19 protein-coding genes are annotated in these 21,073 nt (G+C 62.3%); 8 read left to right on the top strand and 11 right to left on the bottom strand.

The window, feature by feature from the left end; genetic code table 11:
- The first annotated feature begins 116 nt into the window (after positions 1–116).
- On the top strand, positions 117–1,787 hold the full coding sequence (locus IB249_RS22015) for a ShlB/FhaC/HecB family hemolysin secretion/activation protein (RefSeq protein WP_192307813.1): 1,671 nt from the start codon (positions 117–119) through the stop codon (positions 1,785–1,787).
- 56 nt (positions 1,788–1,843) lie between these two features.
- Here IB249_RS22015 and IB249_RS22010 read toward each other — a convergent pair whose 3' ends face one another.
- The 5 genes from IB249_RS22010 to IB249_RS21990 form a co-directional block, all read right to left on the bottom strand.
- Complete coding sequence (locus IB249_RS22010; protein WP_192307812.1) at positions 1,844–2,626, bottom strand: response regulator transcription factor; 783 nt, start codon at positions 2,624–2,626, stop codon at positions 1,844–1,846.
- A 412-nt stretch (positions 2,627–3,038) separates the two neighbouring features.
- Entirely contained in the window at positions 3,039–3,596 is a 558-nt protein-coding gene (locus tag IB249_RS22005; protein WP_192307811.1) for a DUF4136 domain-containing protein, read from the bottom strand.
- A 53-nt stretch (positions 3,597–3,649) separates the two neighbouring features.
- On the bottom strand, positions 3,650–4,264 hold the full coding sequence (locus tag IB249_RS22000) for a DUF4136 domain-containing protein (RefSeq protein WP_192307810.1): 615 nt from the start codon (positions 4,262–4,264) through the stop codon (positions 3,650–3,652).
- 12 nt (positions 4,265–4,276) lie between these two features.
- Entirely contained in the window at positions 4,277–5,026 is a 750-nt protein-coding gene (locus tag IB249_RS21995) for a methyltransferase domain-containing protein (protein WP_192307809.1), read from the bottom strand.
- Positions 5,026–5,328 (bottom strand): MazG-like family protein, encoded by a 303-nt coding sequence (locus tag IB249_RS21990; RefSeq protein ID WP_192307808.1) that lies wholly within the window; start codon positions 5,326–5,328, stop codon positions 5,026–5,028. Before IB249_RS21990 ends, IB249_RS21995 begins: the two co-directional genes overlap by 1 nt.
- Positions 5,329–5,473: 145 nt before the next feature.
- Here IB249_RS21990 and IB249_RS21985 point away from each other — a divergent pair, with 145 nt between their 5' ends.
- Positions 5,474–5,767 carry a hypothetical protein gene (locus tag IB249_RS21985; RefSeq protein ID WP_192307807.1) on the top strand — a complete coding sequence of 98 codons (294 nt, stop codon included), beginning with the start codon at positions 5,474–5,476 and terminating at the stop codon, positions 5,765–5,767.
- 72 nt (positions 5,768–5,839) lie between these two features.
- Positions 5,840–7,189 (top strand): MATE family efflux transporter, encoded by a 1,350-nt coding sequence (locus IB249_RS21980; protein WP_192307806.1) that lies wholly within the window; start codon positions 5,840–5,842, stop codon positions 7,187–7,189.
- Here IB249_RS21980 and IB249_RS21975 read toward each other — a convergent pair.
- The 6 genes from IB249_RS21975 to IB249_RS21950 all read right to left on the bottom strand — a co-directional run bounded on the left by IB249_RS21975 (position 7,183) and on the right by IB249_RS21950 (position 13,867).
- A complete protein-coding gene (locus IB249_RS21975; protein WP_192307805.1) occupies positions 7,183–7,968 on the bottom strand; it encodes a DUF4123 domain-containing protein in 786 nt (261 codons plus the stop codon). The two genes, IB249_RS21980 and IB249_RS21975, sit on opposite strands and share 7 nt — an antisense overlap.
- Entirely contained in the window at positions 7,965–9,275 is a 1,311-nt protein-coding gene (locus IB249_RS21970) for a contractile injection system protein, VgrG/Pvc8 family (protein ID WP_192307804.1), read from the bottom strand. Before IB249_RS21970 ends, IB249_RS21975 begins: the two co-directional genes overlap by 4 nt.
- 228 nt (positions 9,276–9,503) lie before the next feature.
- Complete coding sequence (gene speA, locus IB249_RS21965) at positions 9,504–11,417, bottom strand: arginine decarboxylase (RefSeq protein WP_192307803.1); 1,914 nt, start codon at positions 11,415–11,417, stop codon at positions 9,504–9,506.
- 218 nt (positions 11,418–11,635) lie between these two features.
- Positions 11,636–12,007 carry a translation initiation factor Sui1 gene (locus IB249_RS21960; RefSeq protein WP_192307802.1) on the bottom strand — a complete coding sequence of 124 codons (372 nt, stop codon included), beginning with the start codon at positions 12,005–12,007 and terminating at the stop codon, positions 11,636–11,638.
- 231 nt (positions 12,008–12,238) lie between these two features.
- Positions 12,239–12,796, bottom strand: coding sequence for an NUDIX hydrolase (locus IB249_RS21955; protein ID WP_192307801.1), 558 nt, complete (start codon positions 12,794–12,796; stop codon positions 12,239–12,241).
- 3 nt (positions 12,797–12,799) lie between these two features.
- Positions 12,800–13,867 (bottom strand): DUF2333 family protein, encoded by a 1,068-nt coding sequence (locus tag IB249_RS21950; RefSeq protein WP_192307800.1) that lies wholly within the window; start codon positions 13,865–13,867, stop codon positions 12,800–12,802.
- A 510-nt stretch (positions 13,868–14,377) separates the two neighbouring features.
- On the opposite strand from IB249_RS21950, the gene gcbA reads away from it, so the two are divergent.
- The 5 genes from gcbA to accB all read left to right on the top strand — a co-directional run bounded on the left by gcbA (position 14,378) and on the right by accB (position 21,066).
- The gene (gene gcbA, locus IB249_RS21945; protein WP_192307799.1) at positions 14,378–16,048 is read left to right on the top strand and encodes a diguanylate cyclase GcbA; all 1,671 of its coding nucleotides are present in this window, start codon (positions 14,378–14,380) and stop codon (positions 16,046–16,048) included.
- A 51-nt stretch (positions 16,049–16,099) separates the two neighbouring features.
- Positions 16,100–18,046 (top strand): methyl-accepting chemotaxis protein, encoded by a 1,947-nt coding sequence (locus IB249_RS21940; protein WP_192307798.1) that lies wholly within the window; start codon positions 16,100–16,102, stop codon positions 18,044–18,046.
- Between the two features lie 176 nt (positions 18,047–18,222).
- Positions 18,223–19,965 carry a protein-disulfide reductase DsbD gene (locus tag IB249_RS21935; protein ID WP_192307859.1) on the top strand — a complete coding sequence of 581 codons (1,743 nt, stop codon included), beginning with the start codon at positions 18,223–18,225 and terminating at the stop codon, positions 19,963–19,965.
- 141 nt (positions 19,966–20,106) lie between these two features.
- Positions 20,107–20,559, top strand: coding sequence for a type II 3-dehydroquinate dehydratase (gene aroQ / locus IB249_RS21930; RefSeq protein ID WP_192307797.1), 453 nt, complete (start codon positions 20,107–20,109; stop codon positions 20,557–20,559).
- A gap of 48 nt (positions 20,560–20,607) precedes the next feature.
- Positions 20,608–21,066 (top strand): acetyl-CoA carboxylase biotin carboxyl carrier protein, encoded by a 459-nt coding sequence (gene accB / locus IB249_RS21925; protein WP_192307796.1) that lies wholly within the window; start codon positions 20,608–20,610, stop codon positions 21,064–21,066.
- The last annotated feature ends 7 nt before the right edge of the window (positions 21,067–21,073 follow it).

The raw sequence follows: 21,073 nt of genomic DNA, 5'->3' as shown, positions 1-21,073 counted from the left end.
GCATCCGGCTGCTCAACGATAGCGCCCATCCTGATTGACGGCGCAAGACTCACCACCAGTCTTGCGTCGTCATTCCCGGACATCAACCCCGCAGCGAATAGAACAGGGAATGTCTTATGCGCGTCATGGCGTCATTGCTACTGCTCACCGTCAGCTCCTGCACCCTCGCAGACACGCTTCCCAGCTTTCTCAACAGCAACGACACGATTCGCAACCTCCCCGTCCCCAACCTGCCCGCCGACGCCTACCGCCCGACCGCCGCGCCCTTGCAGGTGCCGGAACCCGGTGCAACGCAGGCCCAACCCTTGCTGATGGGCACCCGGCTCACCCTCCGGACCGTGCAGATCGAGGGCGGCACGATCTACCCGCTCAGCGAACTGGCGGCGCTTTATCAACCGTTGCTAGGCCGTGAAAGCAGCGTCGCCGAGCTGATCGAGGCGACCCGCAGCATCACCCGCCGTTATCAACAGGACGGCTACCTGCTGTCCTATGCCTTCCTGCCCCAACAACCCTTCGACAATGGCGTGGCACGGGTGGTGCTGGTGGAGGGCTACATCAAGGATTACCAGTTGCAGGGCGACGTCGGACGGGTCAAGGGGCTGCTGGACAAACTGGTGGCCAGACTCCAGGCGGAACGGCCGCTGACGCGCAAGACCTTCGAGCGCTACACCACGCTGATGAGCCGCATTCCCGGGGTGACACTGCAGGCCCAGGTGCCGCCGCCGGGCACCACCGACGGTGCGGCGTACCTCGCCGTGCAGGCCAGCCGCAAGCCCTTCACCAGCAGCCTGAACGCCACCGAGGACAACCGCAACGGCACCCAGGCGCTGCTCGGCGTCAGCAGCAACTCACACACGGCCATGGGCGAACAGCTGAGCCTCAGCGGGCTTTTCCCACCGGGCGATGACGCCGAGCATTACTATCGCCTCGACTACAACCAGTTCCTCAATGCCGAAGGCACGCAACTGGCGTTCTCCGCTTCGCGATATCGCGCGGACCCCGGCACCCGGGTGCCGTTGGACAACGGGCTGGAGCTCAAGCCGCACCGGGAAAACGACCGTTACTCACTCGGCTTCAGCCATCCGCTGATTGCCGGCCCCAACGAGATGCTCAGCGCCGGCGCGCGGCTGTATGCGGTCAACGACAGGACCCGCTACCAGGTGGTCGGCCTGCCGCTGAGCCTGGAGCAACGCAGCGACATTCGCGCCGTCGCCGTGGAAAGCGACTGGCGCAAGGCCGATCAGACCCGCTTGCGGATTCTCAGCGGCGGCCTGTATCAGGGCATCAACGGCATGGGCGCGCGCACCAACGACACCGCCCTGGACCTGGACTTCTTCCGTGTTCGCCTGTCGGGGGTGCAAAGCGACAAGTTTTTCGACAACTGGCAGGGTGTGGTGTCCGCCGCCTTGTACTGGAGCGACGATAGCTTGCCCGAGAGCGAGCGCGCCGTGTTCGGCGGGCAGAACTTCGGTCGTGGCTACCCCGACGACCAGGCATCCGGCGACAAGGGTTGGGGGGTGGCCTACGAGTTGAACTACAGTTTCAACCGCGACGCGAACTGGCTGAGGATTGTGCAGCCGTACATGGTGCTGGACCGCGCCAGGACCTGGTTCAACCAATTGCCGGTCAAGGGCAACGACCTCTCATCGGCGGCGTTGGGTGTGCGCTTTGGTGATGCCAAGTACTACAACATTGCGCTCGAGGCAGCCAAACCGATGTCGGAAAAAGCCCTGGATACGTTCAATCGCAAACCGAGGTACAGCATCAGTTTCAGTTATCAGCTGTGACGGGGCTTGTCCCTGAAGGGGCGAGCCTGCTCGCTTCCACAGGGACCGGGGTCGGATCAGTGCGTGGTGTCCCGCTGGCGCGTGCCCGAACGGCTCGGCGACAGCGCCAGGGCCAGTTGCGTCCGGTTGTGCATGTGCGTCAGCCGCAACACTTGCGACACATACAACTTCACGGTGTTCTCGGTAATGCCCAGCTCACAGGCAATCTGATAGTTGGTCTGCCCTTTGCCGACCAGCCGCGCCACATCCAGCTGCCTGGGTGATAACTGGTTGAAGATGGCCGGGATCTCCGCCCCCTCCGTGTCGCCGGCATCCCCCTCGACCTCCTCCGGCAACTGTGGGCTGTGGCGGATCTTGTCCAGGTCCTGATACAAGTCATCGATCGAGGCGGACAGGTACTGCAGCTTCTGGCTCAACTGCCCCAACTGCACATTTTTTTGTCGCTCCTGCAGGACCCTTTCCTGACGCTGAATCCCTTCGAGCATTTCGGCCAGGTTGACCGGTTTCTGGTAGTAATCGGCAATCCCGGCCCGCAAGGCCTTGATCAGGTCCTGCTTCTCCGCGTGACCGGTGAGCATGATGGCCTCGAAAACCCGGTGTTTGCCGGATAACCGTTGCAGCTCTTGCACCAGCTCAATCCCGTCCAGCCCCGGCATGTACAAATCACAGAGCACCAGGCCGACGTCCACGTCCTCGCTGAAACGTTCGACCGCTTCCTGGCTCGACTCACAAGGCACACAGCGATAACCACTGCCCTCCAGAAATTCGCAGACCATCTCAACAATCAACGGCTGATCATCGACGACGAGGACTTTTACCGGTGACACCGACTTATTCAATTGCAGCTCCTTTCCGGGTCAAAGCCTGACCTTTTCTGTACTACCCGTCACTGGTTGTACAACTACTGTCTTGAAAGTAGTCGCACTTGCCGACTCTGTCATACACCGCCCGGCGATTGGATCCACTTCAAAACGCCGGAACAGAGCGGCTGCACAAAGCGCACCGATCGCCGCTTGTTTGACACTTTCAGCCCGACAAATCGAGCACACCTTTAAGTCTTTGACGTGTATGAAGACAGACTTTTGGCGCGAGTGGTGGCCAGTGCGCACTAACCGAACCTGACATCGAGTCAGCGTCACGATCGGGCCTGCACCGTCCGTCGCAGAGTCAAGGCTGTCATTAATTTCACAACCTCGAGGCAGGCCAAAACGCCGGGAGCGGGCTCGCTCCCAGCGTTTTTCATGGCTGGGTTCAGCGCGGCGGGTAGTTGGCGAGGATTTTCCTGACGGTATCCTGGATCGCCGTGCTGCGATCCGAAGGGTTCGGTGTCCGGCTGAGGATCTGTTCGTCACTGCCGCGCCACACCAGTTTGCCGTCCTTGCCGTCGAGCAGGTCGACCTGGATGGTCGCCACCTTGTAGGAAATGTTGCGGGTCTCGTTGTACATCGGACCGCCCCAGTAGCCATTCCATGGATTGCCCCAGGCGCCGCCATAGTTGGTGGTGACCTGTTGTTGTCGGTCCTCGACGATCAGATAGGTCTGCACCCACACATCACCCTTGCTGCCTGCCGCCGCCGGGCGCAAGCCGCGCTGGTCCAGTTGCTCGGTGACCGCCTGGCGGATGCGCTGTTCAGTCAGGTCGCTCTTGATCCGAGGGTCATCGGGACGGTATTGCAGGACGGGGTCTTTCCAGCTCCAGCTGCGATAGGCGGCAAAATCGCGGCTGGCATCGAAGTCATGATTGACCTGGTTGGCGGCACAGGCACTCAGGAGTACGGCCATGACCAGTAGAACGAGACGGCGGAACATGATGATTCTCCGGTTGAAGACATGAACCTGCGCAATGCTTCTTATTGCAGAAGCTAACTGGGAGGATACGCCGACATGGCTTTTTCCACAGCCTCCCGAATGGCATCGGCTTGCGCGCTCTGGCTACTCTTGCTGCTGGTTTCGGCACTGGCGCTCCACACCGGCTGACCGTTTTGCGCATCGAACAGGTTCACCTGCACCACCACGACCTGTTCCGAGTAAGTCCGCACGATCGGTACCGTGTTGTACAGGCCATAACCGCTGCCGTAACGGTTGTAGCCACCATACCCGCCGCCGTAATAACCATAGTCGTCCCGATACTGGCGCAGACGGGTTTCCAGGTGCAGATTGGCACTGACGAACAGGTCCGCCGGGCGATTGTCATGCAGCGGCCGCAGACCACGCTGATCCAGGGCATTGCTCACGGCCTCGGCGACCTGTGCCGAGTCGGCCCACGCCGTGCCCGGTGGCAGCGTGCCATTGAGCCAGGCCCAGCTGCGATAACGGCCGTAGTCTCGAGGCGCGGCCGGGTAGGCGCTGCGGTCGAACGTCGTGGCCGCTTGTGGCGGCGCCGGCGGCAAAGGCTTCGAACTCGCCACATACGGATTGCTGCCCTGGCAGGCGGCCAGGCCCAGGCAGATCACCAGTAACCCTGAACGACTTTTCATTTCGCACTCCGATCAGATCGGCCGACACATCCAGTGCAGGTAACGCCCAAGCCCGGCAAAGCTCGGGTGACGTCGATGGGCCAGTTCCATTTCCAGCACGTCGACCAATTCGGCACGGGCCTGGAACTCCACGGGCATGTAGTCGTGGAAAACCCTGACCCCGCTCTGTGTTTCGACCTGCCACAGGCCTTCAAGTTGCGCCGCCAGTTCACGCGGATCAAGAGGTTGTTGCGGGGTCAGGCTCTGCTTTTCGCCGGCCATGTCGTTCTTGCGCATTTTGCGGAAGTGGCCCTTGAGCAGGTTGCGGTAGATCAGCGCATCTCGATTGTAAAAAGCCAGGGACAGCCAGCCGCCCTGTCGCGTCAACTGATGCAGCACCGGCAAAATCGCATGGGGTTCGGCCAGCCACTCCAGCACGGCGTGGCACAGCACCAGGTCGTAGGGTTCGGTGAGCTGGCCGAGCAGGTCCTGCCAGGGCGCCTGAATGAATGTCGCGGCCTGCCCGGCCTCGGCGAATCGCTGGCGAGCGCCTTCGAGCATCGGTTCGGCAGGTTCGGCCAGCGTGACCTCATGACCACGCTGGGCCAGCCACAATGACATGTGGCCCAGGCCCGCGCCGATGTCGAGCACCCGCAACGGTCGATCCGGCAAGGCCTCGGCCAGGTCGGCCTGCAACACCGCCAGGCGGATCGCCCCCTTGGCCCCGCCGTAGATTTTCTCGGCGAAGCGGGTCGCCAGTTGATCGAAATGACGGTCGCTCATCAGCTGAACCTCCGCTCACTGTCGGCAAGCTTGCTGCGCACCACTTCGTTCATGTCCAACCCCAGCTCGCTGCACAGCAGCAGGAGATACAACACGATGTCGCCAACTTCCTGCCCGGCGTGGGCCAGTTGATCCGCCGGCAGCTGGCGCGACTGGTCTTCGCTCAGCCACTGGAAGATCTCCACCAGTTCGGACATTTCCACGCTCGCGGCCATGGCCAGGTTCTTCGGGCTGTGAAATTGCCGCCAGTCATTGCGGTCACGGATGGCATGCAGGCGTTCGGTCAGTTCAACAAGGTTCATCGGGCTCTCCTGAAGGCGTATAGCTTCGGGGGGATAACCCCCTGAAGGCAAGTTTGTTGCGCCATACTCAATCGATCCGGCTACGGAACTCGCCGCGCCCATCCGTGGCCCAAGGCTCAACCACTGACATCAGGACGTTAATGACATGCAGGTAGAAAGCTTTTTCGAATGGCTCGGCCAGGCACTCGGTTCGGTCATCCGCTTTATCGTTGACGGCTTGAGCGGCCTGTTCAATCTGCTGAGCAACGCAGGAAGCAATTTCGTCGAAGGGTTGTCCCGCACGCTGGGCATGGACACGTCGATCGTCAGCATCATTGCCTTGATTGTCGGCCTCATGCTGTTGTGGTCAGCGATCCGGGCGTTCATGAATGCATCGATCATCATGGGCATCATCTGGCTGCTGCTGGGGCTGTGGTTGCTGAGCTGGATCATTCACTGACACCGCCCCTTGCAACGGATCGATGCGGACACCGGATGAATCGCTACAATGCCGGCTCTGCAAGGAGCCTGCATGTCCAACCTGATCGCCGACTGGCGCGACCGCCCCACCCATCGCCGGGTCTGGGCGCTCGCCGCCCCCATGATTCTCTCGAACATTTCCGTGCCGCTGGTGGCACTGGTCGACAGCACGGTCATCGGCCACTTGCCCCACGCCCATCAGTTGGGCGCTGTCGCGGTCGGGGCCAGCCTCTACAGTTTTCTGGCCTGGGCCATGAGCTTCCTGCGCATGGGCTCCACCGGATTTGCCGCCCAGGCCGCCGGCCGTGCCGATGGTACGGCGCTGCGCCAGATCCTGTTACAGGGGCTGTTGCTGGCCATGGCGCTGGCCGTCGTATTGGGTGCGCTGGGCGTTCCGCTGAGCGGTATCGCCCTGCACTTCATGCAGCCCTCGGCGGAACTGGACCAGATGGCCCGGGAGTTTTTCCACACGCGCCTGTTCGGTCTGCCGGCCGCGCTGGCCAGCTACGCGTTGGTCGGCTGGTTCCTCGGCACCCAGAACGCCCGGGCGCCGCTGGCGATCCTGCTGGGCACCAACCTGGTGAACATTGCCCTGAACCTGTGGTTTGTCCTCGGACTGGACTGGGGCGTGGCCGGTTCGGCCCGGGCCTCGGTGATCGCCGAATGGACCGGTGCCCTGATCGGCCTGCTGCTGACGCGCAAAGCCCTGCGCGCCTACCCCGGCCAGATCGCCTGGGCCGCCCTGACGCTGTGGGGGAGTTGGCGCCCGCTGCTGGCCGTCAACCGCGACATCTTCATCCGCAGCCTGTTGCTGCAACTGGTGTTCATGCTGATCACCGTACAAGGCACGCGGCTGGGTGACGCCACTGTTGCCGCCAACGCCCTGCTGCTCAACGGCTTGCTGCTGACCGCCCACGCGCTCGATGGCCTGGCCCACGCCGTTGAAGCGCTGTGCGGGCATGCGATCGGCGCGCGCGATCGTGACGCCCTGCGCCGCTCACTGGTCGTGGCCTGCGGCTGGTCGCTGCTGGCCAGTTCGGGATTTGCCACGCTGTTCCTGTTCGCCGGGCACCTGTTCATCGAGATGCAGACCGATATCCAGAGCGTGCGCGATACAGCCTTCATCTACCTGCCCTACCTGGCTGCCCTGCCGTTGATCGCGGTCTGGAGCTACGTGCTCGACGGCCTGTTCATCGGTGCCACCCGAGCCCGGGAAATGCGCAACGGCATGCTGTTGGCGGTGTTGCTGATCCTGCCGTTTGCCTGGGCCCTGCGAGGCCTGGGCAACCATGGCCTGTGGATCGCGTTCCTGCTGTTCATGGTGCTGCGCAGCCTGACCCTCGGCGCCATCGCCTGGTCGTTGCGCAAGCACGATCGCTGGTTCGCCGGGCGAAGTCATTGAGCCTGGTCGTCCTGCCAGCGCTGGCTCAGGCTGTCCAGGCGCTCCTGTTGCGTCAGCCCCTCCAGCGGCAATACCAGCGGGGCTGTCGGATGCTGCAGGCGCAGCCATAACCAGCCATCGAGCACCGGCCGATCGCTGAACCCCAGCGCCAGCCCTTCCTGCAGGTATGCCCACAGACGCTGGTAGTCGGTCCCGGTGGATTGGCTCCAGCGCCAGGCATGCTGCTCCAGCAGGCAGACCTGCAGCTTCTCCCGCTGACGCAGGCTGAGGCTTTCTTCGACGGCCAAAGGACGCACGGCCAGCGCCGGGTTGAGCAACTGCTGCCACCCCTGGCTGCCAAACGCCCGGTCGGCCCAGGTCCCGCCGAACCAATGCAACTGGCTGATCGGGCCCAACCATCGACTCAGCTCCCGGGCATCGCAGGCATCAAAAAAATAACTGGCCGTGTTCGGGTTGTAGTAACTCAGCAGGGCTCGGTGGTGCAGCCCCAGCGTGACGGTGAGCATGCGCCGCAAATGCTCGAGCAATCGAGTGGGTGGTGCCTCGCTGACGATAAGCAGGCCACGGCAGACCTGCGCCTGGCTGTAGCACGCCTGCGCCAGCGCCGGGCACTGGCGCAGATCGATCAGCGCCGGGCCGTGCTCACGCAACGTGTGCCATTGCGTGCCCTCGAACAACCAGAGCCAGCGGTCCAGAGGCAACGCCTTTTGCAACAGCGCCCGCGCCTGGGGAACACTCGGTACATCCAGCAACAGCCATTGCGCAGTCGCACCGATCATGCCACACCGCTCTGGCCAGACCGGGTCAGCGCCCGACAGGTGCACAACACCTCGCAGCAATGGCTGAAACTGCCGCCACCGGGCATCAGGCACAACACCACCAAGGGCTCGCCCGAGCGCAGCTGTTCCAGCATGCCTTCACCGGCCGGCCCCGCCAATGACACCGGCATCACCCCGAGCTCTTCAACCGCCGCCGGCGTGGGCAGAAAACCGCAGATCATTGGCTGGTCCGGATCGCCCTCGATGAAGCTCACCACCACTTCGGTGCCTTCACCGAAGGCATTCGAGCCTTGCAGTTCGCCGGCCAGCGGCAACCAGCAATGGCTGGGGCTGGCACCTTCGCCTTGATAGAGCCAGTCGAACTGGACGGCGACCGGTCGGGACGGATCCGGCCGAAGCTCCTCGACTTCCACCACCCAGGCCCGTTGCAGACTGTGCATCCGCGGTTTCACGGGAGCTCGTGGCGGGTCGAAGGGGGCCGGCCAGGGCACGGCGCGAATCTGGTTCGTGTAGGGTTCGACGGGATCCTGGCGGCCCTGGTGTTCTACGTGGGTCAGCAGCCACCGCCGGTTCCACTCGGCGACCGGATGACCGGTCAACGCCATCGAATACCCGCTGCGCAACGCCGACAGATCGCTGCGACCTTCAGCACCGGGTGCCTGGCACTGACCCGCCTGAAGTTGAAACTGGCGCACGCCCGGACGCTCGCCATCGACCCGAAACGGGGCACGCGCGCCTGCACGGAAATGCCCGTGACCATCACCAAACACCAGGCAGTGCCCACGCTCCTGATGCTCGAAGTGGTAATGCAGTGATGCCTGGGCGCAGAGGCGATGAAGAAACTGCAAATCCGACTCCCGATATTGGGTACAGAAATCCAGCGGCGGGTAATCGCCTTCCAACTCGAAGCGCCGGTCCCTGCCGACGATGCCATGCTCTCTGAGCACCTGATCGAGGATCTCTGGCACCGACAGCGCATTGAAAATCCGCTGGCTCAAGCGCTGGTCAAGACACGCCAGCTTCGGCCCCAGTCGCACCTGGCAGAGCCGGGCGCTGGTGCCATGGTCACGCTGGACCAGTTCGTGCAATTGGCCTTGTATCGCTCGGTTCTGGGGTCCGATATGCAACGCGGCCGGTCGATACAGCAAACTGGCGAGGTCAAGCGCCGGGTCTTCGATCAGCAGATCCACGTCGAACGCAAAGGGCTCGCTGATCGCTTCTCTACCGGTAAAGGCCAGGACTTCAAAAGGCTCAGGCAGACCGGCTATATCCAGACGAAATGAGGGCTCGTTGACTGGATCGAACATCGGCGATTCTCTACAGGAGGGGCGGCCGGGGATTCTCGCCGAGAGACATGGCCGAGTAGAGTGCTGAAGTACAACTTAGGAAATGGCCTACGCGAAAAGAAGACCATATGACTTTGATGGCCGGAAGTCGGAGCAACTTCCCGGAAAAATGGAGAAACGCCGCACCCAGGCCATCTGAAATTCCCGCAGCAAGCGGTACATTTTCAGACAGCCTGGCGTGGACTGACGTCAGGACGACAGGTAAGACGAACGGGTCAGGCCCAGACGCAGGGCGTCAAGGAACTGGGTACGCTCGGCGGCCGAGATACGGGCGCTGGCGCACTTGTCGCGGTAATGAGTCATCAGTTCTTCCGGCGACAAGTGCACGTAACGCAGCATGTCTTCGATGGTGTCGTGGGTTTCGATACCCGCGTGGTACACACTGCCATCGGCATTCTGGTAGATGTTCACCGAGTCGGTGTCACCGAACAGGTTGTGCATGTCGCCGAGAATTTCCTGATAGGCCCCGACCAGGAAGATGCCCAGCAGGTAGTCTTCACCGTCCTTCAGTGCGTGCACCGGCAGGCTGGTTTCGATGCTCTGCTCGTCGACGTACTGCTTGATCTTGCCGTCCGAGTCACAGGTCAGGTCCTGCAGCACGGCACGACGCAGCGGCTCTTCGTCGAGACGGTGCAGCGGCAGGATCGGCAACACCTGGCCGATGGCCCAGGTGTCCGGCAGGCTCTGGAACACCGAGAAGTTGCAGATGTACTTGTCGGCCAGCTTGTCATTGAGTTCGTCGAGCACCTGACGGTGGGAACGCTGGCGCGCCTTCAGCGAGTTGTGCAGGCGACGGCACACCGCGAAGTAGCATTGTTCGGCCAGGGCTTTTTCCGCCAGGGTCAGTTTGCCGTCGGCATACTGGGCGGCCACGTCGCTCATGTAGTGCGTGGCACGCCAGTAGGTTTCGGTGACCATTTCGATATCGGTCGGGCCGAGCAGGTCGACCAGCCACTGCACGGTTTCCGGCAGTGCTTCCTTGTTCTCGATCTGCGGCACGTCGTCGTTGTGTTTCTCGACGTCAGTGACCTGCACCACCAGCATGGCGTGGTGCGCGGTCAGGGAACGACCGCTCTCGGAGAAAATGTTCGGATGCGGCAGGCTCTGCGCGTCGCAGAATTCCTTGAGCATGCCGACCACCACACCGGCGTAATCGTCCATGTCGTAGTTGATCGAGCTGGCGTTGCGCGAGTGTGTGCCGTCGTAGTCCACGCCCAAACCGCCGCCGACGTCGATGTGATCCACCGGCAGGCCGAGGTTGCGCAGCTCACCGTAGTAACGGATCGCTTCCTTGAAACCGTGCTGGTAGTCCGCCAGGTTGGCGATCTGCGAACCCATGTGGAAATGCAGCAGGCGAATGCCCTGGTCCAGGCCGGCCGCGCGGAAACGCTCGACCACCGACAGCAACTGCGCCGCCGACAGACCGAACTTGGATTTCTCGCCACCGGTGTCCGCCCACTTCGACGACGCCAGGGACGACAGGCGCACCCGCAGGCCGACCTGTGGCTTGACCTTCAGCGACGCGGCTTCCTCGATCACCAGCCCCACTTCGGATTCTTTCTCGATCACGATGAATACGTTGTGCCCAAGCTTCTGGCCCATCAGCGCCAGACGAATGAATTCGCGATCCTTGTAACCGTTGCAGACGATGGTGCCGCCCTTCGGTGCCAGGGCCAGCACGGCCAGCAGTTCCGGCTTGGAGCCCGCCTCGAGACCGATCGACACATTCTGCGTGGCGATGATGTTCTCGATCACCGCTTCCTGCTGGTTGACCTTGATCGGATACAGCGCGGTGTACTTGCTCTGGTATTCCAGGCGCGCGATGTTGGCGTCGAACGCGCCGGTCAACTGACGCACGCGGTCTTGCAGGATATCCGGGAAACGCACCAGCAACGGCAAGGACAGGCCGCTCTGGCGCAGCTGGTCGACTTGCTCGAACAGGTCGATAGGCGAACTGTCGGGGCCGTTCGGACGAACCTCGACGCGACCGGCGTCATTGATCGCGAAATACCCGGCCCCCCAATGGCGAATCCCGTAAACACTGCGGCTGTCCGCAACTGTCCATTGGCTGCCATCGTCTTTGCGTGTGCGTCGTACGGACATTGAAGTCCCCTATAAAGAAGTCATAGAGCGTCGCCTGGATTCAGGCCGGCGCAGTCTAAAGGATGAAAATGACGGTTCGTCAACGAAGGGGTAGACCCCGTCGACCGCAACGAGTTTAGAAGCCGGTCAGGAACAGGCTCTGTGAAAACCATGGTGACGACGTCAGACCAGAGGATCTCGGGACTGGATCAAGCCACAGGTGGTCTTCACAGAGGCTGCTAGCCGCCAGACTTCTTCGCCTTGAAACCGAGCTTGATCAGTTCGCCCAACAACAGCTCGACATGATCCCCCTGGATTTCAATGACACCGTCCTTCAACGCCCCACCGGTGCCACAGCGTTTCTTCAACGTGGTGGCCAGTTCCTTGAGCGCGTCTTCGGCCAGTGGCACGCCGGTGATGGTGGTCACCGTCTTGCCGCCACGGCCCTTGCTTTCGCGACGCACGCGAGCGATGCCGTCGCCGGCCGGGATAACGGTCTGTTTGCAGATGCAGGCGTCCACCGGTTGACTGCATTCCGGGCAATGACGACCTGCGTCGGTGGAGAATACCAGGCCACCTAGGGCGGCGAAGGATGCGGCTTTTTTGGCCACCGGCAATCCTCTATGGGAGGACAAAGACTGGTCGCAGCCCTGGACAAGGCTATCGACCGCGAAGCCCCACTCAGGCAGGGGCAGCGCTACTGAAACGGCTGGACTGCTGCAGGAACGAGCTGGCTCGCGCCTGCAAAACAGAAACAGCAAAAACCCACGCCGTCACAGTTTGAAAAGGTCGCGCAGTGTAACGGCAAAAACGCCGATTGCTAAGAGCCAATCGGCGCCAATTTATGCCTCTTTTGCGACGTCGTCCCGATGAGCCCGCAGATAGCGCTTCAAGGCTGCCAAAGAGTCCGGGCAGTAAGGCTTTTGCTGGATTTCCAGCATGACCTGATCAATCGGGATAAAGCGGGCTTCCAGCACTTCCTCGGGTTGCAGGACCAAGGGGCCGTCCCACACCGCGGAAAAGGCCGAACACCAGAGCCGGTTACCCGTGTCTTCAAAGAAGAAGTGATCGTGGGCCGTCAGCTCCACCCCGCTCACCCCCAACTCTTCTTCCAGCTCCCGGGCGGCCGATTCGGCGTAGGTTTCGCTGGCGAGCACCATGCCCCCCGCCGCCACATCCCAGTAACCCGGATAGATCGCCTTGCTCAAGGTGCGCCGATGCACACAGAGGTCCCCGGCGGAGTTGAACAGCATGATGTAGGTGCCGCGCCCGATCAGACCGCGCTCGCGCAGGTCGGAGCGGACCAGGGCGCCGAGCAGGTTGTCCTGCTCGTCGACCCAGGCGATCTGTTCGGCATCGGAAGCCGCGCGATGGGCGGCCTCCCTTGCGTTATCGACCATGACTCAGCCCTGATTGAGCAGTTGACGCAAATCGATCACCGCCGCGTTGGCCCGGGAAATGTAGTTGGCCATGACCAGCGAATGGTTGGCCAGCACGCCAAAGCCACTGCCGTTGAGGATCATCGGGCTCCACACCGGCTCCTGCGAAGCTTCCAGCTCACGAATGATCTGGCGCACGCTGACCGTTGCGTTCTTTTTCGCCAGCACATCGGCGAAATCGACCTCAATGGCCCGCAACAGATGGGACAGCGCCCACGCCTGGCCGCGCGCCTCGTAGAACACGTTGTCGATCTGCATCCACGGGGTTTCGACGATTTCTTCGTCGACCTGCGGCACCTCGCCCGGCGCGACCACTTCAGTCTTCAGCGCAGTATTCAACTTGACCCGACCGACGCTGGCCGACAGGCGTTGCGACAGCGAGCCCAGGCGCGTGCCGACATCGCCCAGCCAGTTGTTCAGGTTGTCGGCACGGGCGTAGAACAGCGCGTTTTTCTGCTGCGGGTCGGACAGGCGCGCCTGATAGCGACTCAGGGAAGCGATGCCTTCCTGGTACTCGGATTCACTGGAGGGCAACACCCAGCTTCTGTTGTCGAAGTTGAAACGCGGCTCGGCCTTGGCCAGATCGGCGTCTTCGGCGGACTGCGATTGCGAGCGGGCAAAATCCTTGCGCAGGGCACGCGTCAGGTCGCGCACCTGGACCAGCACGCCGTACTCCCAGCTCGGCGTGTTATCCATCCACAGGCCCGGCGGGAAGCGGTCGTTGGAGATATAGCCACCCGGTTTGGTGAGCAGGGTATCGGCGACCGTCTTGAGGGTTTCCACCGTGGTGTAGCCGATGACCATCTGCTTGCCTTCTTTCTCGGCGGCCAGCTGGGCATTCTGTTGAACCGGGAACAGCGCCGGCTCCTGGCTCCAGTACCAGCCCAGCGCAATGGTCACAAGCAGGTAGAGACCGATCAACGTGGCCAGCGCCCGGCTGAACAACAGGCCACCGACGTAACTGCGGGTAGCCGACTTCGGTTCAGCAGGTCGTTCAGGCGCGCTGCCCGCGCGGTTCTTCCAGTCCAGCATGGCGATATCCTTTCAATCACTTGAGTTCATCGTTTCGACCACAACCATACAACAACGTGCCTTGGCCCGGCACCCGTCGTCGGGTGATCCGAAAAAAACAGTGCCGCGTCATACCCGTGAACTCTAGCTGGCCTGGCTGGATCAGGCGTTGCTGATCGCAGGGTTGATCCTTGAAACACTGGCTCATGACCGTCACGGCATCTAAGGGTTTCCCTGAAGCCTGTCAGCGCCAAAAAGCGTTTGAATCAGCCCGATGAAAAATCAGAATTTCCCGACAGCCAACGCATGTCGACGCGGCGAAGGTTTCGTACACAGCGGCCGGAAAGTTCCTGAACCCCCCGTTTTTCGGGAGCCTGGGGGAAACGAGCAGGCAGTAACAGACCGCCAAGTCAGAAACTGAATGCATTCACGTTGCAGATTATTGACGTACGACACTCATCCCACCGAAAAGAGGTGCTAGCATAGAGCCACCAGTCGACCTCAGCATGCACCCTACCTAGTAGTCAGGATATGACCGAGCCAGAAGACCCAAGCCGCGAGCGCCTCAAGCACCACTTTGCCCAGCGGGTAATTCACCAGGCACGTCAAATTCTTGAGATCTGGCAGCGCCTGCAACGCACTGAGTGGTCCCTCGCCGATCTGACGGAGCTAAGCGAGGCCAATCTGCGCCTGCTGCGTTTCGCCGAGCGTTTCGAACAACCGGAACACACCCAGCTGGCACGCCATATCGGCCAGTCGCTCGAAGCGGTCGACGCCAATCGCGGTCGCTTGAGCAGCGGGCTGATCACCGACCTCAACCGCCTGATGCAGCGCCTGTCGCGCACCGGCCTGCGCCATGGCGATCAACTCGATCAAACGTTTCTGCCACCACTGCGCAAGCCGATCTACGTGATGCTGCAGGATCACGACCGTGCCGAGCGCCTGGCCAAGCAGCTCGAGTTCTTCGGTCTCAGCGCCCAATCCCTCGACAGCGTGGCGGCTTTCCGCTCGTCGATGGTCGAGCGCCTGCCCGCCGCGATTGTCATGGATGTGGATTTCAGCGGTCCGGGCATTGGCCTGAAACTGGCCGCCGAAGCCCAGGTCGGCCTGGACGAACCGTTACCACTGCTGTTCTTCAGCCTGCACGAAACCGACACTCCGACTCGCCTGGCCGCAGTGCGGGCCGGTGGCCAGGAGTTCCTGACCGGCACCCTCGAAGCCTCGAGCCTGCTGGAGAAAATCGAAGTCCTGACCTGCGTCGCGCAGTACGAACCTTATAAAGTGCTGATCATCGACGACTCCCGCGCCCAGGCCCTGCATACCGAGCGCCTGCTCAACAGCGCCGGGATCGTCACGCGCACCCTGATCGATCCGATCCAGGCCATGGCCGAACTGGCGGACTTCCAGCCCGACCTGATCATCCTCGACATGTACATGCCGACCTGCACCGGCACGGAACTGGCCAAGGTAATTCGGCACAACGACCGCTATGTCAGCGTGCCGATCATTTACCTGTCCGCCGAGGACGACCTGGACAAGCAGCTCGACGCCATGAGCGAGGGCGGCGATGACTTCCTGACCAAGCCGATCAAGCCCCGTCACCTGATCACCACCGTGCGCAACCGCGCGGCGCGGGCGCGCAACCTCAAGGCTCGGATGGTGCGCGACAGCCTCACCGGGCTGTACAACCACACGCACATTCTGCAATTGCTCGAAGACTGCAGCTTCCGCTCGCGCCGCGAGAGCAAGCCGCTGAGTTTTGCGATGCTCGACATCGATCATTTCAAACGGGTCAACGACAGCCACGGCCACCCCATGGGTGATCGCGTGATCAAGAGCCTGGCACTGTTTCTCAAGCAACGCCTGCGCAAGACCGACTTCATCGGGCGCTACGGCGGCGAGGAATTCGCCATCGTCATGCCCGACACCGATATCGAGGCGGCACACCAGGTTCTCGACGAAATCCGCCAGCGGTTTGCGGAAATTCACTACCCGGCCCAGCCCCAGGACCTGTGGTGCACCTTCAGCGCCGGGGTGGTCGAACTCTGTGAGGACTCTGACAGCCTGATGATGGCCAGTCAGGCGGACGAGGCGCTGTATCGCGCCAAGCACGCCGGACGCAACCGTGTGCATGCCGCCCGGACATCAAAGCAAAATGCCACTTTTTCATCGGATTCGACTCCTTCGGTCATAACCGTGTAACACAATCGCAATAACTTCACGGGCTTACCATTCTGCCGTTGGTAGTCCGCGATGCGCCTCAAGCTGCTGACCAATTTCAATACCCTTCTTTTAGTCGCCGTGTGCGTGGCCCTTGGCGCGACGCTGTGGTGGTCGCAAAGAGCCCTGGAACGCCCGTATCTGTTGATGGAGCGCTACCTGGGGTTGTCCCAGCAGTTCCAGAATCAAGTGGCGCGCAACGTTGAGGACTACCTCGCCAGCGGTGATGCCCTGCGCCTGAGCGCTGCCAGTCAGGCCATCGAAACGCTGCAAAAGGAATTGGGGGAATTGCCGTCGACACTGGCCGACACCCTGCGCCCCAGCCTGACGAACCTGGATGAATTCAGCAAAACCGACCTGTTGGCCGCCGGCAAACTCGCGGGCGACCCGCAGGCCCTGTTGCTGCAGGCCGAACGCGAACTCGGCGCCAGCCTCGACCAGCTCAGCCAGTACGCCAGCGGCAACGCACCCTATCTGATACCTTTGCTGGCCGCGTCCCAGCACCTGGGCAAACTGTCACTGGCCCGGGACAAACTGGTCAGCAGCGGTCGCAGCGAACTGGCGGCGGACGTTGAACGTGAAGTCACCAACATTCGCGCTCAAGCCGAATTGCTCAACGCCCTGCCGCTGCTCGGCGTCGCCACCACCACCGAATCGGTCTCCGACGATTTCGCCGCCATGATGGGGCTGGAGAACAGCGAAAAAACCGCAGCCGAGGATGCCGGCGTCGGGCTCAAGCGCGAACTCAACAGCCTGCTGACCCGCTACCCCGCCGAACTCGAGCGCACCCGCGAGCAAATCCGCAAGCGTGCCGACCTCAGCTCCGCGACGCACCTGAAAATCACCGAAGTGCAACAGGCCATCGCCGGCCTGGAACCGGTGGTTCGCGCCCAGCACGGACAAATCCAGAGTGAAGTGCGCCTGATGCAAGGGGTGATGATCGGCCTGATCCTGCTGATCGCCTTGCTCATCGACACCCTGCAACGCCGCCTCGCCCGGACCCTGACCAACCTCGCGCCGGCCCTGTCGACCTGGGCCGAGGGCGACTTCAGCCGGGACATCGAACTGGGCAAGACCAACCGCGAGTTGCATGACATCCAGGCCTCGCTCAACCGCTTGCGCGCCTACCTGGCCGATCTGGTGGGGACCATCCGCCGCAACGCCGAACAGGTCGCCGGCAGTAGCCGCACGCTCGCCGAACTGAGCAACGACCTGCACAACGGCGCCGAACACCAGGCCGGCGACACCGCGTTGATTCGCGACTCACTGGGCGAACTGGAGGCGACCATTCAACAGGTCGCCGACGATGCCAGCCAGGCCGCCGACGCCAGCCGCCATGCCGGGCTGGCGGTGGAGCACGGCCAGGAAGTCATCGGCCTGAGCCTCACCGGCCTGCATGCGTTGGTGGAGGAAGTGCAAGGCAACGCACAGATGATCGAACACCTGGCCGAGGAGTCCGCCACCATTGGCGGGGTCCTGACAGTGATCCGCTCGATTGCCGACCAGACCAACCTGCTGGCCCTGAACGCCGCCATCGAAGCGGCACGCGCCGGGGAAATGGGCCGAGGGTTTGCGGTCGTTGCCGAAGAAGTCCGCTCATTGGCGCAACGCACTGCAGGCGCCACGGCAGAAATCCAGACCTTGATCGCCGGGCTGCAAACGGCGGCGCGAGAATCGGTGGAAGGCATGCGCGCCCAGGTCGAGCACGCCGAAGCCACTGCCAATCAGGCCCAGGCCGCCGACGGCGCGCTGGACAAGATCGTCGGGGCGATCCAGACCATTGCCGACACAGCGATCCGGATTGCCGACGTCACCGCACAACAGAGCGGCGCGGTCAGCGAAATCCGAGATCACAGCGAGAGGATTCACCAGTTGGGCGGGGATAACCTGTTGCGCATTGGCCAGGGCCGTGAGCAGGGCGAGCACTTGCTGGTGCTCGGTGAGCGGCTGGATACCGCCGTCCAGGCCTTCCGCGTCTGACAAAACGCCTTCACGAGCAAGCCCGCACACCCTGTGCTCGCATTCCCATGGCAGCACAGGGTTGAATGTCGGCGCAGGCTTGCTCGAAGGCGTCGGAACATTGGTCGCCGCACGACGTCCGGCACGCCCTGCCACGGTCCGCTATCATGCCCGCAATTCCGATACGCGAGATCGTCATGCGCCGCCTGCTCTGCCTGCTGTTCATAGTGTTCGCCCTGCCGGCCGGCGCCGGCGGCCTGCTGGAGAGCCGACCCAGCGCCACGTTGGGCTCGATCAACAACAGCGCCGACTTCCTGCCGGTGCGCGAAGCCTTTCAACTGAGCCTGGTGCAGAGCACGCCGCAATCGATCAAGCTGCGATTCGTCGCCAGCGAGGGTTACTACCTCTACCGCCACCGGTTTCAGTTTCGCGCCGAACCGTCTGACGTTGCCCTCGGCACGGCGCAACTGCCCAAGGGTGAACAAAAGCACGACGAGTACTTTGGCGATGTCGAGGTTTACCACGGCATCCTCGATGTCGAACTGCCGCGCACCGAGCAACGGGCTTTCACGCTGCTCGTCACTTATCAGGGCTGCGCTGACAAAGGCCTGTGCTATCCGCCCGAGACCGAACGCCTGAAGATCGACGGCACGGACGCCGGCACGCACTGGAGCTGGCGCGAACTGGCGCTGTTTTTCCTGGCAGGCCTGGGCCTGACGTTCACCCCTTGCGTGCTGCCAATGTTGCCGATCCTTTCCGGGGTGGTGTTGCGCGGCCAGGTCGGCGGATGGCGCGGCTTCAACCTGTCCCTCGCCTACGTGCTGCCGATGGCCGCGTGTTTTGCCCTGCTCGGCGCCTTGATGGGGTTGTTCGGGGCCCAGCTGAATCTCCAGGCGCGCCTGCAGTCGGCCTGGGTGCTGGTGCCATTCGCGATGTTTTTCGCACTGTTTGCCCTGGCGATGTTCGGCGTCTTCGAACTCAAGCTGCCACACGCGATCAGCAGCCGGCTGGACCGCATCGCCGGTCGCACCGAGGGCGGTTCATTGTGGGGCGCGGCGGTACTGGGGGTGGTCTCCAGTCTGCTGGTTTCGCCCTGCGTCTCGGCACCGCTGGCCGGCGCGTTGCTGTACATCAGCGCCAGCGGCGACGCCCTGGGCGGTGGCTTGAAATTGTTCGTGCTCGGGCTCGGCATGGGCGCGCCACTGTTGCTGGTCGCCACCGGGGGCGCTGCCTGGCTGCCGAAGAGTGGCCCTTGGCTGGTCTATGTGAAAAACGCGATCGGGGTGTTGCTGCTGGGACTGGCAATCGGTTTGCTCAGCCGGGTCTTGCCGGGGCAGATCACCCTGCTGCTGATCGGCCTGCTGGCCGGTGGCGTCGGGCTGTTCCTCGGCGCCCTGGAGTTTGTCTATAAACCGCCACGCAAGCGCCTTGGCCAGTTGCTCGGCCTGTTCCTGCTGTTTTATGCACTGGCCTGCTGGTACGGCGCGTTCAGTGGCCAGACCGACCCGTTCAACCCGATCGGCCAGCCGCGCATCGTCACAGGCACCCAGCAATCGCTGCAAGGCACCGACGACTGGCAAACCGTGACCACTGCGGCGGAACTGGACCGCGCCCTCGCAGATGCAAGATCGTCCGGCACGCCACTGCTGCTCGACTGGTACGCCGACTGGTGCATCAGTTGCAAAGTCATTGAGCGCGAGGTCCTCAGCGACGCCAACGTCGTCGAACGCCTGAAGGGCTATCGCCTGGTGCGCTTTGACATCACCGCCAGCAACGCCGAACAGCGCGTCCTGCTCGACCGCTACCAGCTGTTCGGTCCTCCGGCGCTGATGTTCTTCGGCGAGGATGGCGTCGAACGTACCGATGCGCGGGTGATCGGCGAAATCAATGCCCGGGACTTCGCCGAACGGGTCGCGCAGGCGCGGCGCGAAAGCAAATGACCGGAATTCATCAGCCAGTCACATATTTCGCGCAAACATCGGCCATCGTGCTGGCTATTGCATAGAACTGGACAGTCACAAAGGCTTTGCGGCATAGTCGCCGGGTTCTGACAATTGCATTCGGATAACAAGGAACAGCAGATGGCAACCCTATTGGTCCTGCACGGCCCCAACCTGAACCTGCTCGGCACCCGGGAACCGGGCACCTATGGTGCCACGACACTGGCGCAGATCAACCAGGACCTGGAGCAACGAGCCCGTGCCGCCGGCCATCACCTGCTGCATCTGCAAAGCAACGCCGAGTACGAATTGATCGACCGTATCCACGCGGCCCGCAGCGAAGGCGTGGACTTCATTCTGATCAACCCAGCAGCTTTTACGCACACAAGTGTCGCATTACGTGACGCGCTGCTGGCGGTGAGCATCCCATTCATCGAAGTGCATTTGTCCAACGTGCACAAACGCGAACCTTTCCGCCATCACTCTTACTTCTCCGACGTAGCGGTGGGAGTGATCTGCGGCCTTGGCGCCAGCGGTTACCGACTGGCCCTGGAGGCCGCTCTAGAGCAGCTTGAAAGCCAGGCAAAAGCTTGAACAACAAGCGTTAAACGCCCCTGACCGACCCTTGGGAGTTGATGATTCATGGATATCCGTAAAGTTAAGAAACTGATCGAATTGCTGGAAGAGTCCGGCATCGACGAGCTCGAGATCAAGGAAGGCGAAGAGTCCGTACGCATCAGCCGTAACAGCAAGACTCCAGCCCAGCAGTACTACGCTCCGGCGCCAATGCCTGCTCCGGTTGCCGCGCCTGCCGCCGCTCCGGCTGCCGCTGCCGCCCCGGCTGCTCCCGCCGCGCCAGCACTGAACGGCACCGTTGCCCGTTCGCCGATGGTCGGCACCTTCTATCGCAAGTCTTCGCCAACTTCGCCAGCGTTCGTCGAAGTGGGCCAGACCGTGAAGAAAGGCGACACCCTGTGCATCGTCGAAGCCATGAAGATGATGAACCACATCGAAGCCGAAACCAGCGGTGTGATCGAGTCCATCCTCGTCGAAGACGGCCAGCCGGTTGAGTACGACCAACCGCTGTTCACCATCGTTTGAACCGCGG

This window comes from Pseudomonas sp. PDM04, assembly GCF_014851765.1.
Lineage (GTDB): Bacteria > Pseudomonadota > Gammaproteobacteria > Pseudomonadales > Pseudomonadaceae > Aquipseudomonas.
This window is presented reverse-complemented; position numbering and strand designations above follow the sequence as displayed.